Source organism: Sodalinema gerasimenkoae IPPAS B-353 (genome assembly GCF_009846485.1).
GTDB lineage: Bacteria > Cyanobacteriota > Cyanobacteriia > Cyanobacteriales > Geitlerinemataceae > Sodalinema > Sodalinema gerasimenkoae.
Map to the genome: position 1 here is coordinate 2,597,162 of NZ_ML776472.1, position 15,750 is coordinate 2,612,911.

Genomic DNA, 15,750 nt, shown 5'->3' on the forward strand with positions numbered 1-15,750 from the left:
GTCGTTACAAGAGTTTATCCATCTGGGTCATGATATCGATGGCGGCTTCGTCCAAGTCATCGATTTGGGCCAGGTGATGTTCCAGAATACCTTTGAGGGCAATCAGTTTGAGGCTATTTTCTGCTAAGGTTTCGGCCACGGGAGTGACGGCTTTGAGATAGCCGATCGCCCCAACATCCATCAGGGCCGCCCGCCGTAGTTGTAATTCTGGGGAGCGTAAGGCGGCGATGAGGCGATCGCCATACTGGTCATCTCCCGTTAACTGGTACAGGGCCCGGGCGGCGGCAAAACGAACCCGAGGGACATCATGCTCTAAGAAGGGATACACCTGTTCAATGGCATCGGTCGCCTTCAAGGCTCCCAACGCCTCTAGAATCGCATCGTAAGGCTGTACCAGGTGCGGTTTTCCGGGGACACGAACCGCCGCCTCGACACCGCCTTCGAGCAATGCCACTAAACTCGGAATCGCTTGAGCATCTCCCAAAGCCTCTAAGGCTTGAGCGGCAGACTCGCGCACATAATAATCGGGACAGCGTAAACTTTCAATCAAGGCGGGAACCGCTCGTAAATCCCCGAGTTTTCCCAGGGCTTTGGCCGCATTACGACGCAGCGGATAGCCACCACCAGGGGAACGATCCACGGTATCACTGAGGGCCTCAATCAAAGCCTTCAGACCGCGATCATCACGGACACGAAAACGCCCCAGCCACCAAGCTGCATAATAGCGAGTGCTGGGGTCGTCGGTTTGTTGTAAATTCGCGATCGCCTGTTCCGTCGTCCAAGACTCGGCTGCGATCGCGACTTGCGTTTCTGACGGCTGCATGAAAAAACGAGACCTGCGCTTACTCTTCGGATTCTCCGTCAGAACTGGCTTCGGGGTCAAATGTCACCGGCTGAATGCTGACAATTTCCCCCCCCATACGAGTAATCCGTCGCATCTCATCATTCATGCGGTTGTAGGGAACCGTCATGAAAATGCTGTCACTGCTACGAATAGGATAATCGTTCTGATCGGTTCCGGGAGATTGGCGCAAGCCACGAACCTCATAGCGGAACATACGACTCCCGGAGGGAGTGCTGCTGTTGAGTGCTGTAGAACCCATCATGTTTGGATGTCAACTCCTCTATACTGGTACATCTAATCCCTGCTGGTTTGAGAGATGGAGTCTGATTAAACAGCACCCCATCTCCCAAGAGGTCGGTGGCAGTCGAGGGGTAGATTACACCACACCTCTAGACCGACCCAAACCTGTCCTAGTTGGCAGGCTCAATGCTCGCTACTTTCCCACCTTCACGCTGAATGCGTTGCAGGGTTTGGGAGAGGCGATTGTAGGGAACGAAGAAGGAACGGCTACTGCGACGCACAGTGGGAGTTCCACCACGACGCAGGTTATTGGGATAGTTACGTCCCAAAATTTTCGTCACTTCAATGCGGTACATCCGCGTGTCGGAATCATTGCTACCGGACAAGCCATAGGAGCGAGACGGAGCAACCCCAGCTTTTGAGGGACGATAGGCCCAACCTTCATTACAGTTGGACGGACCGACAACAGCCGATGAGCTATTGCGTCCGAGTTCCTTGGCGAGGCGAGATTCCGAACCCCGTAGTTGAGAGCGATCGCTGTTAGCGTAACCGCGATACAACTGGAACATCCGGGTGAAGCCCACGGTTTTTTGACCCCGTTGGGTGTCAAATCCCCGATAGTAGGGCACAATGTTGTCGCCGAAGTTCTCGATATACTCTACGGAATCGACATAAGAGTCGATATCAGCGTCGTAGCCTTCGTTTTGGTACAAGTCCATCGATATACTCTACGGAATCGACATAAGAGTCGATATCAGCGTCGTAGCCTTCGTTTTGGTACAAGTCCAAGTGGAAGATTACTTCGCTCTCGTCGTAGGGCGCGCGTCCGAGCAGATGTTTGTAGTTCAACTCGGTAAAAGTGGAAGATTACTTCGCTCTCGTCGTAGGGCGCGCGTCCGAGCAGATGTTTGTAGTTCAACTCGGTAAAGCGAGTCTGAAAGTTGGTGTAAAAGAACTTTGTCTTATACAATTCAGACTTAGCCACGCAGCGAACGAACTCGCGCAGGGTGATGCTGCCATCGCATAACAGCGATTCAGCACTCGTCAGTCGTTCCGACGACATGACGTAATCGTTCCCCAAAAGCTGACGGTAGACGGCGCGGATGGCAATCTGAGCTTCGTCTTCCGTCCAGTTGGGGCGCAGTTCAACTCGGTTGTTATCTGCGTAGGCAGATGTTCCCAAACGGGTTGCAGCAGTAGTAATAGCCAAAGTCTATCCTCCAAATTGTTAACGACGGATATAAAAACAGCCCGGAACAGAAAACAACTTCAAGCGTTGAGGCTCTTCAGCTGCTTACCGTTCCGGGCTAGAAGGGCGATCTAGCTTAGAGCGTTGATCGCGTAGTCGAGGTAGGAGTTGGCTTCAACAGCGGAGTCGCCGGAAAGACCGTGGTTGGCTTTGATGTATTTCAAAGCTTCAACATACCAGCTGGGGGACAGCTCGAAAGTCCGGTTGATTTCGTCAATACCGGCAACGAGGTACTCATCCATAGGACCGGTTCCACCAGCCACGAGGCAGTAGGTGACCATGCGGAGATAGTAACCGATGTCACGCGCGCATTTGGCTTTACCTTCAGCGGTAGACGCGTAGTTCGGTCCCTGCATTTGGGTGGTGTAGGGGAACTTGTTGTAGACCGCTTGAGCAGCGCCATCCACGAGAGACTGAGCTTTGTCGGTCAGTTGGCGAGCAGCTTGCAGGCTGGCGTTAGCCTGACGGAAACGACCAAACGCGGTTTGGATTTCGGTGCTGCTCAGGAAACGACCTTGAGAATCAGCTGCGGCGACGGCTTCGGTTAACGGGGTTTTCATTGTTGAATAATCTCCTGTGTTACAGTTTCAAATTAATTTTGAAAGTTGGAATCGATATGGTGTATCGATGACGTCTGAATTGTCAGACTGCAAGGGTTGCGAATTACGCAACAGCAGCGGCAGCGCGATCGAAGTAGGTGCCGATTTCAGACATCAGGCTGCTGCAATCTCCGGGGGTGATTCCAGAAGGATCGCCTGCGATTTGCAGAGCCGCTTCTTTCATTTTTTGAACGCCGACGGCAACGGAAGCACCGGGAGTTCCCAGAGCCACGTAGGTTTCACGCAGACCGTTCAAGCAGCGATCGTCGAGGACGCTAGCATCGCCAGAGAAGATGGCATAGGTGACATAGCGCAGGATGATTTCCATGTCACGCAGGCAAGCAGCCATGCGGCGGCTGGTGTACGCGTTGCCACCAGGAGCGATCAGTTGGGGCTGCTCAGCGAACAGAGCGCGTGCTGCGTTAGCAACGATCGTAGAAGCGTTGCTAGTGATGCGGTTAACCGAGTCCATGCGCTTGTTGCTGTCTGCAACCATTTGTTGCAGTGCATCGAGCTGGGAGGCAGAGAGGTACTCGCCACGAGCGTCAGCTTGAGAGACGACTTTAGTGAATGCGTCGAACATGAATTAATCTCCTACTTAACTTGAGATGGGCTGGTCTAGTTCAAACGAGATATTTTAACGGTTTGGCTCCTAGACGGTAGCCTGGGCGAGAAACCGACGGCTGACAAAACTGAGAAAGTTTCTGTCTTAGATGAGAGAGTGCGAAAATCGCTGAAACTCAACTTCCGTCGAATTGCTCATGCCCTTCCGATAAATTTATACACCGCCACAGAGCATTTGTGAGTTACGTTTTGTAAAGATTTTAAGAAGTTCTGAGATCCCGGACGGGTCAGCCCTGACTCTCAGAACTTTGATGGCGATCGCCACGACGAAGACAGTAAGACCAGCTATAAGCCGCAAGATGGCGGCGATCTACCTGACCCGAGCGTCCTGAAAAACAACAGCTTTTCCTCTCGGGATATGTCTCAACCGGTCTCTTGAATGTAACGGAGATCACCTGAGTAAACGTTACAAAACTCTACAAAACAACCTAGATCTACACCGTATCCACTTGAGTGACGGACGAGTTCAGGTCGAGCCTGACTCAGGGGGTTTAGGTAGACTCCGGTCAACACTCTGTGAGCTAACCTTTATCAGATTAAGAGCCAGCCCTGATCCCGTCCACCTCAGTTGTGACTAATGTTACAGAAATAAATAATTCGTTATCTTAAGCAATACTGTACAAGAACCAGAAGTTGCCCTGAAACAAGGCTAATCCTTGCATATATTGGTGATTTTACTGAGAAACCTTGGTAAAGAACCTGGGACTATATTTAACATTTCGTAATCCATTATCTCCATAGAGACCCCCTAGAATCGAGAAAATCCTAAGGGTGGACGTTCTTGGCCGACCTCACTTAAGACATAACTCACCCGTGTCCCTCAGAGAAAGCGTTACCCTGAAGGGAGGATTTTTGTTCCTCACACCGTTAGCCCCTTTGTAACCATGAGCGAAAACTTTTCCCCACGCCCCCAGTCTGCTCCAACTCCCCAGCGGGATGCGGCGTTCTCAAGTTTGCCCATAAAAGGACGCTACCGAGTCTTAAAATCTTTGAGCCATGATGGACGAACGGTTTTGGCTCTCGATGAAGATACTCCATCTCAGACCTTTTGTGTGGTGCGATCGCGCGATCGCAGTCGCGGAGAATTGCCCCTCCCTTATCCCGTGTTAATGCGTTGGGAGCAATTAGAAGATCATCCCCATCTGCCGAACCTGCAAGCGGCCTTTGAAACCGACGGCACTCAGTATCTCGTAGATGAGTACATCCACGGCAAAACCGCCGCCGAACAGCTACAACTCCAAGGCACTTGGACCGAAGGGCAAATTCGCCAACTGCTCAATCAGATTTTACCTACCCTGCGGGATCTCCACGATCGCCAACTCCTGCACCGAGACATTAAACCTCAAAACCTAATCCAACGGGACGGCCAATGGATATTAGTAGATCTCAGCGCCCTCCATTGCACCGCCAGCCCCAACGGCCCCGAAGCCGAAGCCCTCAGTGGTTCCGCTGAATATGCCGCCCCCGAACAAATCCAAGGACATCCCCTCCCCAGTAGCGACCTCTACAGCCTCGGGGCCACCTGCGTCCATCTCCTCACCGGCCAGTCTCCCTTCGACCTCTACGATGATCATCAGGGAACTTGGCACTGGCGCGATCGCACCCGTTCCTCCATTACGCCTCAACTCACACGGGTTCTCAACCGGCTGCTGCATCCCGATCTCAACCGTCGTTATGCCAGCGCCGACGCTGCCCTCAGAGACCTCAATCGCTTTGACTTACCTATCAACTGGGACGCCCTGCTTGTCTTGCGTCCCCTGTCCGGCTTACTCGCCGCCTCCTTTGCCCTCACCCTCTTACAACTCGGGGGACAACGTTCCCCACAACTGGAATACAATGCCGATTCCATCAGTCCGTCCTTGGATAAAGTTATCCCCAGCAAAGGCAACAGCGGCCCTAGCGTCGAAACCCTAAGCCAAGGGAAAGAATCCATCTGGTCAGTAGCCGTGAGTCCAGATGGCGCCATCGTGACCGGACGAGGAGATGGCAGCATTGAAATTCGCCACCCGCACCGCCATCTTCCCACCGAATTTCAGGCCCATCCTCAATCGGTCTTCAGTGTCGCCGTTAGCCCCAACGGCCAGCTCCTCGCCACCACTGGCAACGACAACGCCATTAAAATTTGGGATATGCAGCGGGGAAATCTCCTAGCGACATGGCACGGACATTTCGATGACGTACATCATCTGCAATTTAGCCCCAACGGTGATGTCCTAGCCAGTGCCGGCCGTGATGGTCGCGTCAAAATCTGGGATATGACCCATCATGCCCACCAGTCCGTGCGCGATCGCAACTCCACCCCTCGCTACACGCTCCATGCCCATCGTGGGGAAGTTCGCAGTCTCGCCTTTAGCCCCAATCACCGCTTTCTCGTCACCGCAGGAGCCGATGGGAAGGTGCATCTGTGGGATTGGAAAACCGGCGATTATTTGCGGCCCCTTGTCTCTAGCGCCTCAGAAATTTGGTCTGTTGCCATTAGCCCGGATGGTGAAACTCTGGCTACCGGCAATAAAGATGGAACCGTTGAGTTATGGAACATTCGCAGCGGCGGACGGCCCCGTCAAAACACCCTACATCGTAACGCCGTGGTCTCCCTGGCGTTCAGTCCTAACCCGGTGTCCTCGACCCTCGGCTCAGAGTATCTACTGCTGATTGGAGATGCTCATGGAGATATGTCTCTGTGGTACACCAAGAGCGGTAGCGTCAATGAGATTAAATCCCATCAAGGCTGGGTCAGCTTCGACTTCACCGCTGATGGTCAATCCTTTGTCAGTGGGGCGTTTGACAATCGCCTACAAGTCTGGGGTCTCCAGTCACTCCTAGACTAGGCCACAGTTCCTCGTTCCCTGGCTTCAGCCAAGGAACGCCCCCAGGGCGGCTCGGCCGCCCGCTCAACTCTCCACTGAACCTTTATCCCCTCCAAAGAGCTTCTTACCCAAAATCTGGAGAGACAACAAGAACAGGCCTAAAGCCGCAAAGCCAAACACAAAGGTCGCCAAAGCACTCAACCCCATCACCAAGGTACGAACCGCTGCCGCGATATTGAGGGCCGTTTGGTTATCCGTCGCGAGAGGCTTTTCCGCAAACGTCTGCACAATAGAGAGGGTCAAGCGATAGAGCAATAGCGAAATGGTGGCTGAGGTAAAGGAGCCGGTAAAGCCCCGTAGAATTGTACGAGTATCATCAAGCTTTTGAGTCATATAGCAAAAGTTGGTCTGAATAGGACAAAAAATAGGGGACAAGAAGGCAATAGGCGATAGGCGATAGGCGATAGGTAGGGGATTCTCTCCCAACTCAGAGTATCAATTAGGCACTCCTCGATTGCTATGATTTAAGACGGGATGGGTAAAGAAGCAATTAGGCCTCCTTGAAGAAGCGGATTAACTCGCGAGCGCGATCGAGAAACTCAGCATCAGCATTCAGTTTGGCGATGGCCCCTTGAGCTTCCCGAGCCAGGCGGTCATGCTCAGAGGTGTTTTGAGCCTCTAAGGTGCGGTGAGAACTCATCAAACGAGTTAAATCCTGACGCAGGCCCTCCACTTGGCGTTGTTGAGCTGAGATTAGGGAGTTCGGTTGCTCGGGATTCACCTGAGCCGAGAGAGTTTCTAAATTGTGCTCCAGGGCGAAGACGCGATCGCGCAAACTCAACAAATCCTCACGAGGGTATTTTACGGCCCGGTCAATGGTTTGCAGACGGTTGCCTAAATATTGATAAAACGCGATCGCCGGTCGTAACCCCGTCAGCAACAAAGCGGCCACCGAACCAATATAGCCGATACGGCTCACCCCCGCGATCGCCAGCACATAGAGCGTCAACGCCGATAGGCCATGAAGCACGACCGCCACGGAGCGCGATCGCCGCACAATCAAGGTCACATAACGCACCTGCTCCCCATCCACCGGAATCCCCCTCTCCTGAGACTCCTGGGCCTCCGCTACTACCTGTTTCGCCTTAAAATGGACATTCCAAGGAATCGTTGTAATCACCATCAACCACCAAAAACTGACGGCCCCCACCACCCAGTCCACAAAATTACCAGCGGGAATACCAATCCATTGAAAGACCGCAAAGGTAATTAGGGTCAACAGAACCCAAAAAACTGTGAGTCCACCAAAAGTAGTCACATCCTCAGTTTTCATGATATCAAACATTAGCTGAATCGCTAATTTTAGGAATTAAAAAAGACAAGCTTGGGAGCAAACTTTGGCGTTGTATCCATAGTTGAATCGCCAATTTTCCAGGTTCCAATTCCTAAAAACTGGCCATCCTCTCGAAAAACCGCCAACGAGTCAGCCTCCCGATTAGCCTGATTTTGTTCTAACTCAAACCGCTGCCCCAAACACCACCGCTGTGCCAGATGCTCCGGTAGCCTAACCTGGGGCAAATCGGCGATCGCCACCTCAGGAGGAAACAACAGCGGCCCTATATCCTCGCGGCGTTCTACTTGCGCGATTAACGCCTCTAAACTAATACTGTCTGCCAGATGAAAGCCGCTGCTCTGGGTTCGTTCAAGCTGAGCCAGAGTTGCCCCAGCGCCGAGAACGGCGCCCAAATCCCGGGCGATCGCCCGAATATAGGTTCCCCCCCCACAGCGAATGCCCAAACGAAGCTCTGGGAACTCTCCCGGCTGCCACTGAAGAACCTCAATTCCCATGACCTCCACCTCTCGCGACGGAACCTCAATCTCGACCCCAGCCCGAGCCAAATCATAAAGCCGTTTTCCCCCCACTTGAATGGCACTATATTGAGGGGGGATTTGCTCAATTCGACCCAAAAATTGGGGAATTACCGCTTCAATTTGCGCCAGAGACAGATGAGGCACCGCCTGTTGAGTGATGACATCTCCTTCCAAGTCATCGGTTGTTGTGGACAGGCCAAAACGCACCGTGGCTTCATAGGCTTTGCGATTGGGTAGATATTGCAACAGGCGCGTGGCCCGTCCGACGGCGAGGGGTAACACGCCGCTGGCTTTGGGATCGAGGGTTCCCCCATGACCTACTTTTTTCGTTTTCAGCACCCCCCGAACTTTCGCCACACAATCATGGGATGTCCAGCCGAGGGGTTTGTTGAGATTTAGGAAACCAATCACGGGAATAGGGAATAGGGAACAGGGAATAGGGAACAGGGAACAGGGGGAAAGAAGGCAGTAGGCAGTAGGCAGTAGGCAGTAGGGGGGAACCCACCCCTGCCCCTCCCAGGAGGGGAAAGACGTAGGGGCGTACCCTTGTGGTCGGTGAGCGATAGTCGAACCGTGGTCGCCCGAGGCAAGAGGGGGAACTTAGGGGGTTCGGGGGGTTCCTAACTCGAAGGCTTTGTGAATGGCTTTGAGGGCTTTGACGCCATCCGCTTCGGGGATGACGCAACTAATTTTGATTTCTGAGGTGGCGATGGTTTCGATGTTGATGCCATCTTGCGCTAGGGCCGCAAACATTTTTGCCGCTACCCCTGGCTGGCCAATCATCCCTGAACCGACAATGCTCACCTTGGCGATCGCCGGATCAACCACCAGAGAACCACAATCTAACGCCGCCAAGAGGGGCGTTAACAGGTCTTTGGCTGCTGCTGCATCGGTTTGAGCCACCGTGAAGGCAATATCTCGTCGGGGACAGTCTCCGACAATATGACAGCGTTGGGACTGAATGATCATGTCCACACTGATATTTTTGTCCGCGAGGTGTTGGAAAATCTTAGCCGCTCGTCCCGCTCGATCGGGGACTTGTAAAATGGCTAAACGGGCCTGATTTTGGTCGAGGGCGACGCCGCGCACCATGGGGATGAGAGGGTTAGACTCTGAATCTAGGCTCACTAACTCCTGTTCTCGTACCGTTGAGGGATGTACATCAAAGGCTTCACAGAGAGAGGCGATCGCCCGATCGCCGTCTTCCGCCGCCACCACACAACTAACCTTCACCTCACTCGTCGAAATCATCTGAATGTTAACTTCCGCCGCCGCCAAAGCCGAGAACATCTGGGCCGCCACTCCAGGACGGCCAATCATTCCCGCTCCCACGATGCTCACTTTGGCAATCTGAGGGTCAATCAGTAAATCCGTATCCGTGGTGTTGTCAAGACCCGTCAGAGCCGGAATGACCGCCTGAGACACCGATTCCGCCCGGGTTAACATCTCCTTGGTCACCGTGAAGGCAATATCATTCGTATTGCCCTCATGAATCGACTGCACAATCAAATCCACATCCACCTGTTGGCGACCAATTTCACCAAAGAGCGTCGCCGCAATCCCAGGGCGATCGGGGACTCGTAACAGAGCCACCTTCGCCTGATCCGCATCAAATTCGACTGCATCCACCGGATGGACTAATTCCAAACCCTTTAATTGGCGCGGTTTTCGAGGTGGGGCAATCACACGGGTTCCGGGGTCATCCGTCCAACTCGATCGCACCACCAGGGTCACGCCATAATTGCGGGCAATTTCCACCGCCCGAGGATGGAGGACTTTCGCCCCCAAACTGGCTAACTCCAGCATCTCATCACAGGTGATTTCTGGCATGAGTTGCGCCTCAGGAACCAAGCGGGGGTCTGTGGTGAGGATACCGGGGACATCCGTATAGATTTCACAGCGATCGGCATTCAGGGCCGCCGCCAGGGCCACCGCTGACGTATCTGAGCCGCCGCGCCCTAAGGTGGTAATTTCTAAATCATCTCCCTGAGCGATGCCCTGGAATCCAGCCACCACGACCACCTTGCCAGCATCAAGATGTCGTTGTAGGCGCTGAGTTTGAATCTGAAGAATCCGGGCCCGACTATGTTCGGCTTCCGTAACAATTCCCACCTGGGCCCCGGTCATGGAAATGGCCGGTTGTCCCAATTCCTGGAGGGCTAAACTCAACAGAGCGATGGATACTTGTTCCCCGGTCGACAGCAACATATCCATTTCCCGGCGACAGGGATTGGAGGAGATTTCCGTGGCCAACTGCACCAGGCCATCCGTGGTTTTGCCCATCGCTGAAACCACTACAACCACCGGTTGTCCCGTTTGGGCAGTCTTGGCCACCCGTTGAGCCACTGCTTGCAGACGCTCCACCGAGCCAACGGACGTGCCGCCATATTTTTGTACGATAGGTGCCATACTCTCCCCCCAGATGTCAATTGAGCCGGTCGGTTATTGTCCCATATTTCCCAGGAGATTGACTGTAATCCTCACAAATTCATATCAATTATCCGGGGACAATTACCAAGGAAGTTGGGAATCTCCTTGATGTTGTTGTTGCTGCCGTTGATGGGCCCGTTGTCGTAAAATCTCCGCTTGAGTCTGCCAGGCAGGACGTGGGGGGGGTTCTGGCTTGCGCGTTAGGGGTCCTTTGCGTAGGGTGTGGTTGGGTGTGGGTGGGGCTGGGCGCTGGGCGATCGCCTTGGGAACTTGGCGGCCGTCCTTGGCTGAACGGGCTGGACTGGTTACGGAACTGCCCTCGGGTTGGCGTAAGTCGTTAATCAGATCAATCATGCGGGGGAACAAGCGGCGAACCATATCCCGCTGTCTCCGCCGTAGGGGAGTCACACCGTTACGGAGTTCTTGTAGATAGGCTTGCAACTGACGGATATTGGCCTGAACCTGTTGCATATCTTGGTTTTCCAAGGGGGCTAAGCGTCCTTTAATCACCGCCAGTTCCCGATGCAGCAGGGCGATCGCATTTTCAGCTCGTTTGTATTCTGTAGCTTGTTGGGGGCTGCTTAGGCTTTCATACCACCCCTGTAATTGCTGAATTTGCCCAATCAGTTGCTGTTCTCGTTGCCGTTGTTCCTGGACATAGGCCTGCATTTGCTGTAAATCCTCTTGCAGGCTGGTCACTTGATGGTGCAGGGCGTTAATCTGTTGCGGGTTGCTCTGGCTGCGAAGCTCACGGTTGACACTTTCGAGCTGATCCGTCATGATCTGCTGGCTTTGTTCGAGGCGTAGTACCCGTTGTAGCACCGGATCTAAGTCCAGGGGATCGGGGAGAACCTGTAAACTCTCATGGAGTTGTGTTACCGCCTCTTGATACTGCTGCTGCATTCGCTGGTGGAAGCGTTGGCGATTGAGGACCCCAAAGGACATCGAGAGGGTGATGGGAACCGCCGCATGAAGGACCTGTTGCGTCACTAAGGCCACACCAATCCCGACCCCGGAAGCCGCCAGGGAGGCCATTTCTAGGACTTCTAAAACGGGTTTGCGGCCTCGACGAGCTGAATCTCGCTGAGCGGGTTGGGGGGCCTCTGCACTAATCGTAGAAGGGTGAGCGTTTGACATAGTGAAGATATGGGATGGATTGCAGCGGACAACAGAGCCAAACTTGGGCGATCGCATGGGGCCCCGCTGATGTTAACCGCTAGTTTAGCGGATTGCTTCCCGTCAGACTAGCACCATCTGTTGAGGCCAACTCACCCCATATGTCCGGCCAGATGGGCCAGTTGTTTAAGGTTGAGAAGATACATACTTTCATCCGCCTCGTCGATCTCAACCCAATGTTTACTCACTAACTTCGCCAGTAACTTCTGAGACTCTTCCGGGCTAATATCGGAGACATTGGCTAAGTCCTTGGGATCTAGATTGTAAATCCGGGTTCCGCGATCGGTGACTTCGCCGTAGTTTTCCCCCAATGAGACGAGGGTTTTGGCTAACTTAATCGCTGGGGGGCGGTTGCGTAACTGAAAGCGGACATTGGTTTGACGCAGCCGACGGACCATCAATTGCAGCATTCGGTGATGAAGCTGCACATCTTTAAACAGAGTTTGGATAAAGCGTTGGGCCGAGACACTGAGGAGGGTGACTTCACTGATGGCGATCGCATCACTAGAGCGGGGAGACTCATCTAAGATGGCCATCTCCCCAAAAAAGTCACCCCGTCCTAAAATCGCCAGCGTCACAGCATCCTCCCCCGAGAGGCGGCGCACTTTCACCCAACCCGAGACCAGAAAATACACTGCATTTCCCCAGGCATCCTCCATTAACACCGCTCGATTGGGAGGATATTCATGTTCATCGGCCACCGATAACAGCCAATCGACCGTTTCAGGATTTGCTGCGTTAAACAGAGGGAATAGCTCGCTAAAGGCTTCGCTTTGCATGAAAGTTGGGGAGAAAATCGCCAGTCTAGGGAACGTCGCCGCTGAGGCCGTCATCAGGTTGAATGTCAACCCTAACCGAGCCAAAACAGACGCCTATAAAAACATTGAGGACGACGGATGACAGCCTAATTGCCGAAAAACCCGTGTCCTCTTGAATTTTAGCATTCCGACCTAGGGTTACGATGCTTCTGGGGAAGATGACCCCAAGATGGCCATCCCCAGTCATCCCCCTGGGCATCTAACCCACGACAATATCATCTAAGAGAATCTTATTGGCGGCACTGCCAATAGCCACGGAACGAGCCACTCCAGCAAAGGGCAAGGTCACCGTCTCAAAGACATCATAGGCCCGGGGAAATTCTCCCTGGGGCGTTTCGGCCAAACTGAGCTGAGCCAAGACCTCACCGCTGCCGTCGGGGCCCGAGAACACCGTCACCTGATGCTCTTGGAACGGGGAGGCATAGGCAAACGAGACCTGACCGGCAAAGCCTTCTTGAACCGTAAACCAGAGGCGATCGCCCTGGTTATAAGACACCGCTGTTTCCCCACTTGGAGCGGTCTCAAAATTGCCGCCAAAGCCCTCTCGTACGCCCATCTCACGCAATCCTGTAGCACTGAGGAGGGCCAAGGCATTTTCGGAAAATTGCACCCCCTGAGCGCCATAGAAGTCACTGACGGGGTTGAGATGTCCCACCCCCTCAAAGGAGAACAGAGCCGGCACATTACTCGGGGCAATGGTCAGGGTAGCTGAGCCGCGCGGTCCTAAACTGGCTCCATTGGTGGGATTGGCTAAAACTAGACCCAGGGTTTCCGGGGGTTCAATCAGACTATCATCGACAATGGGCAGGCGCACCACCTGCTGAGTTTGCCCATCGGCAAAGGTCACCGGAATCGGCGTATCATCAAAATCCCCTGGGGCCACAGCCGTTTGACTAAAGGGAATCACCGTGACCCCCACTTCTCCCTGACTGCCATTGAGGCGCTGCAAGGAAATCTCGGCAAACTGATTGCCATCTTCCTCCACAAAATAGTTAGCTGAGGTAAAGGCAATCTCTCCCGGCGACCCCGGTTCAGGGGGATCGGGGGGTAAGGGGTCTGGGATATCCGGCGGCGGGGGTTCCACGGGAAACACCTCTAAAATAGCGGTGCGGGGTCGAATTAACTCCGTTCCCTGACTGGGATTACTCAAACTTAAGTTCACCGTTCCCGGAGCCTCTAAGTCAGCCTGTTGTACCCCGGTGATGGTGATGGTTTTCTGCTGTTCTCCCGGCTCGAAGCTGACGGGAATCAATCGCTCTGCAAAGCTATCGGGTAAGGCCAAGGTTCCTTCACTCACGGCAATGGTCACCTGTGAGGCCTGCTCCAGATTGCCACCCCGAACCAGTACCACATCCATAATCGGCGTGCCATCTTCCTCCACCTGAAAGATGGACTCAGCAAAGGAGAGAAACGCCGGTTCCATGGGGGTGGGCATTAAATCAAAAAAGCTTTCGCGATCGCTCCCCAAACGTAGACCGGCACTGGGATCGGCTAAACTGAACCGCAGCCGTTCCAGGGCAGCCACATCAGCCGCTAGAGGAAGACGAACCGTCGTCGTGGCTCGGTTGGCCGCAAATTCAGCCCGCAAGGACTGCAACGACTCACTGGCGTCTCCCATAGCATCACTCAGTTGCAGGTTGACCGCCGCCGCGTCCGTGACATCGCCACTGCGAACCAAGGTTACCTCAAACCCTTCAATGGGAGCCTCTTCATTGGCTCGGAGGGGTCGAACCCGTTGCAAATTGACCAGCATCGGTTCTGGCTCAACCGGCTCCGGTTGGAACAACTCCAACACCGCCTGATCCTGAGGTCCTAAACTGGCGCCTCCCAGGGGCGTTTCCAGTTGTAGGGTTACCTCCGAGGCCCTCTCCGGCAAAGACTCATCCAGAGAAATTTGCACGGTTTTCTCCCGTTCCGTGGGACCAAAGATGACCCAAACCCGCTCCGGCTCGCCGTTGCTATCTGGCCCATTCTCAACCCGAGAGGTCACCGCGACGGCGATGGTACTGCCACTAGAGCGATTCCGTTCCAGGGTCACCTCTTTCAGCAGATCTCCCGCCTCATCCTGTTGCAGCCGCTCCTGAGTGAATTGCACCTCATCCAAACGAACCACGGTTTCCTCCGTGATTTGTGCGGCGATGTCGGGATCATCCGATAGCAGCCGTGCTAAAACTTCACCCGTCTCTCGGACCCGAATCTCAACCGTTGGCTCATCCCCATCCCCAGTGCGAATCTCTAAATCCTCAAACCGTAATGACCCCATCAGTCCGAGACGATCTTGGCTGGGGTCAAAGTCTTCAATAATCACCTCTCGTTCTGGGGCATCCTCTCCTGGCTCTAGATTGTTCTCCAGGGCCGCCTCAATTAAGCGATTGCGCTCATCGACTAAATCCGGCTGCTCTGACTCAAAGGCCGCGGGGTTATTGAACAGTTGGTTGAGGTTGTTTAGGGGAAAGCGTTGAGGCTCAAAATCAGCGAACTGGGGGACCAACGAGGTTAAATTGAGCCGCAGTTGTCGTCGGGGTTGCAACAAGAAGATATTATTCCCCGAGCCACCCTGTAACCGATTGCGCCCCTCATCGCCCCCGAGGATATCATCTCCCGAGCCGCCTACGAGACTATCGTTGCCCGCGCCCCCCCGGAGAATATCATCCCCCGAGCCGCCACTGATGATGTTGTCCCCAGCTCCCCCGAGAATGACATCATTTCCGCCGAGGCCCAGGAGCGTATCATTGCCCTCAAAGCCAAAGAGAAAATTATCCTCCTCGCTGCCAACCACCACCCGAGAGGGGGTTCCGGTTAAGGTATCCTCATTCCTCGGGGGCGTCTCGTCAGGGGTTGGCTCAGTATTGGGGGGCTGTTCATCGAGGGGAGTCTCAGGCATGAGGGTATCGGATTCTTCAATAGGACGGACGCCAAACAGGGGATGGCGTGAGGGGTTGGAGGGGTTGGAGGGGTTAAAGAAGGACGAGACCATAGTCGTAATGTACGTAATCCGTAACGGTGAACCGTGACCTGTGGCGAATGGGCAGGGAGCGGGTCTGAAATAGCGGTCATGGGTATCAGCGTCAAGGGCGAACTCCGTTCACCC

Annotated in this window: 13 protein-coding genes and 2 pseudogenes; 1 reads left to right on the plus strand and 14 read right to left on the minus strand. The window is 54.0% G+C overall.

What is annotated here, in order from left to right:
- Positions 1-4 precede the first annotated feature (4 nt).
- From cpcE to cpcB, 7 genes and pseudogenes are all read right to left on the minus strand, one after another.
- On the minus strand, positions 5-823 hold the full coding sequence (gene cpcE / locus L855_RS11410; RefSeq protein WP_159788101.1) for a C-phycocyanin alpha-cysteine-84 phycocyanobilin lyase subunit CpcE: 819 nt from the start codon (positions 821-823) through the stop codon (positions 5-7).
- Positions 824-842: 19 nt separating this feature from the next.
- Complete coding sequence (cpcD, locus tag L855_RS11415; RefSeq protein WP_159788103.1) at positions 843-1,106, minus strand: rod-capping linker protein CpcD; 264 nt, start codon at positions 1,104-1,106, stop codon at positions 843-845.
- 148 nt (positions 1,107-1,254) lie between these two features.
- Positions 1,255-1,803 (minus strand): annotated as a pseudogene (locus L855_RS22835) (rod-capping linker protein CpcD domain-containing protein); the annotation flags it as partial.
- Positions 1,769-1,933, minus strand: coding sequence for a phycobilisome rod-core linker polypeptide (locus L855_RS22840; RefSeq protein ID WP_425500572.1), 165 nt, complete (start codon positions 1,931-1,933; stop codon positions 1,769-1,771). The pseudogene L855_RS22835 and the gene L855_RS22840, both read right to left, overlap by 35 nt.
- Positions 1,934-1,943: 10 nt before the next feature.
- A pseudogene (locus L855_RS22845) lies at positions 1,944-2,294 on the minus strand (phycobilisome rod-core linker polypeptide); the annotation flags it as partial.
- A gap of 110 nt (positions 2,295-2,404) precedes the next feature.
- Positions 2,405-2,893: a C-phycocyanin subunit alpha gene (gene cpcA, locus L855_RS11425; RefSeq protein ID WP_068790625.1), complete on the minus strand. Its 489-nt coding sequence runs from the start codon at positions 2,891-2,893 to the stop codon at positions 2,405-2,407.
- A 103-nt stretch (positions 2,894-2,996) separates the two neighbouring features.
- On the minus strand, positions 2,997-3,515 hold the full coding sequence (cpcB, locus tag L855_RS11430; RefSeq protein WP_068790624.1) for a C-phycocyanin subunit beta: 519 nt from the start codon (positions 3,513-3,515) through the stop codon (positions 2,997-2,999).
- 925 nt (positions 3,516-4,440) lie between these two features.
- On the opposite strand from cpcB, the gene L855_RS11435 reads away from it, so the two are divergent.
- Positions 4,441-6,384: a serine/threonine-protein kinase gene (locus tag L855_RS11435; RefSeq protein WP_159788105.1), complete on the plus strand. Its 1,944-nt coding sequence runs from the start codon at positions 4,441-4,443 to the stop codon at positions 6,382-6,384.
- Between the two features lie 63 nt (positions 6,385-6,447).
- Here the strand turns inward: L855_RS11435 and L855_RS11440 are convergent, their stop codons facing one another.
- From L855_RS11440 to L855_RS11470, 7 genes are all read right to left on the minus strand, one after another.
- Positions 6,448-6,756: a DUF3082 domain-containing protein gene (locus tag L855_RS11440; protein WP_159788107.1), complete on the minus strand. Its 309-nt coding sequence runs from the start codon at positions 6,754-6,756 to the stop codon at positions 6,448-6,450.
- A gap of 157 nt (positions 6,757-6,913) precedes the next feature.
- On the minus strand, positions 6,914-7,696 hold the full coding sequence (locus tag L855_RS11445; protein ID WP_159791078.1) for a hypothetical protein: 783 nt from the start codon (positions 7,694-7,696) through the stop codon (positions 6,914-6,916).
- Positions 7,697-7,725: 29 nt separating this feature from the next.
- Complete coding sequence (gene truB / locus L855_RS11450; RefSeq protein WP_219730005.1) at positions 7,726-8,652, minus strand: tRNA pseudouridine(55) synthase TruB; 927 nt, start codon at positions 8,650-8,652, stop codon at positions 7,726-7,728.
- Positions 8,653-8,835: 183 nt separating this feature from the next.
- Positions 8,836-10,644: an aspartate kinase gene (locus tag L855_RS11455; protein WP_159788111.1), complete on the minus strand. Its 1,809-nt coding sequence runs from the start codon at positions 10,642-10,644 to the stop codon at positions 8,836-8,838.
- A 102-nt stretch (positions 10,645-10,746) separates the two neighbouring features.
- Positions 10,747-11,802, minus strand: a complete 1,056-nt coding sequence (locus L855_RS11460; RefSeq protein WP_159788113.1) for a hypothetical protein — start codon at positions 11,800-11,802, stop codon at positions 10,747-10,749.
- Between the two features lie 131 nt (positions 11,803-11,933).
- A complete protein-coding gene (locus L855_RS11465; protein ID WP_159788115.1) occupies positions 11,934-12,620 on the minus strand; it encodes a Crp/Fnr family transcriptional regulator in 687 nt (228 codons plus the stop codon).
- 238 nt (positions 12,621-12,858) lie between these two features.
- On the minus strand, positions 12,859-15,636 hold the full coding sequence (locus L855_RS11470; protein WP_159788117.1) for a Calx-beta domain-containing protein: 2,778 nt from the start codon (positions 15,634-15,636) through the stop codon (positions 12,859-12,861).
- Positions 15,637-15,750: the final 114 nt, after the last annotated feature.

Coding starts and splice junctions, on each gene's coding strand:
- cpcE (WP_159788101.1), bottom strand. CDS start 823: ATGCAGCCGTCAGAAACGCAAGTCGCGATCGCAGCCGAGTCTTGGACG.
- cpcD (WP_159788103.1), bottom strand. CDS start 1,106: ATGATGGGTTCTACAGCACTCAACAGCAGCACTCCCTCCGGGAGTCGT.
- cpcA (WP_068790625.1), bottom strand. CDS start 2,893: ATGAAAACCCCGTTAACCGAAGCCGTCGCCGCAGCTGATTCTCAAGGT.
- cpcB (WP_068790624.1), bottom strand. CDS start 3,515: ATGTTCGACGCATTCACTAAAGTCGTCTCTCAAGCTGACGCTCGTGGC.
- L855_RS11435 (WP_159788105.1), top strand. CDS start 4,441: ATGAGCGAAAACTTTTCCCCACGCCCCCAGTCTGCTCCAACTCCCCAG.
- L855_RS11440 (WP_159788107.1), bottom strand. CDS start 6,756: ATGACTCAAAAGCTTGATGATACTCGTACAATTCTACGGGGCTTTACC.
- L855_RS11445 (WP_159791078.1), bottom strand. CDS start 7,696: ATGAAAACTGAGGATGTGACTACTTTTGGTGGACTCACAGTTTTTTGG.
- L855_RS11455 (WP_159788111.1), bottom strand. CDS start 10,644: ATGGCACCTATCGTACAAAAATATGGCGGCACGTCCGTTGGCTCGGTG.
- L855_RS11460 (WP_159788113.1), bottom strand. CDS start 11,802: ATGTCAAACGCTCACCCTTCTACGATTAGTGCAGAGGCCCCCCAACCC.
- L855_RS11465 (WP_159788115.1), bottom strand. CDS start 12,620: ATGCAAAGCGAAGCCTTTAGCGAGCTATTCCCTCTGTTTAACGCAGCA.
- L855_RS11470 (WP_159788117.1), bottom strand. CDS start 15,636: ATGGTCTCGTCCTTCTTTAACCCCTCCAACCCCTCCAACCCCTCACGC.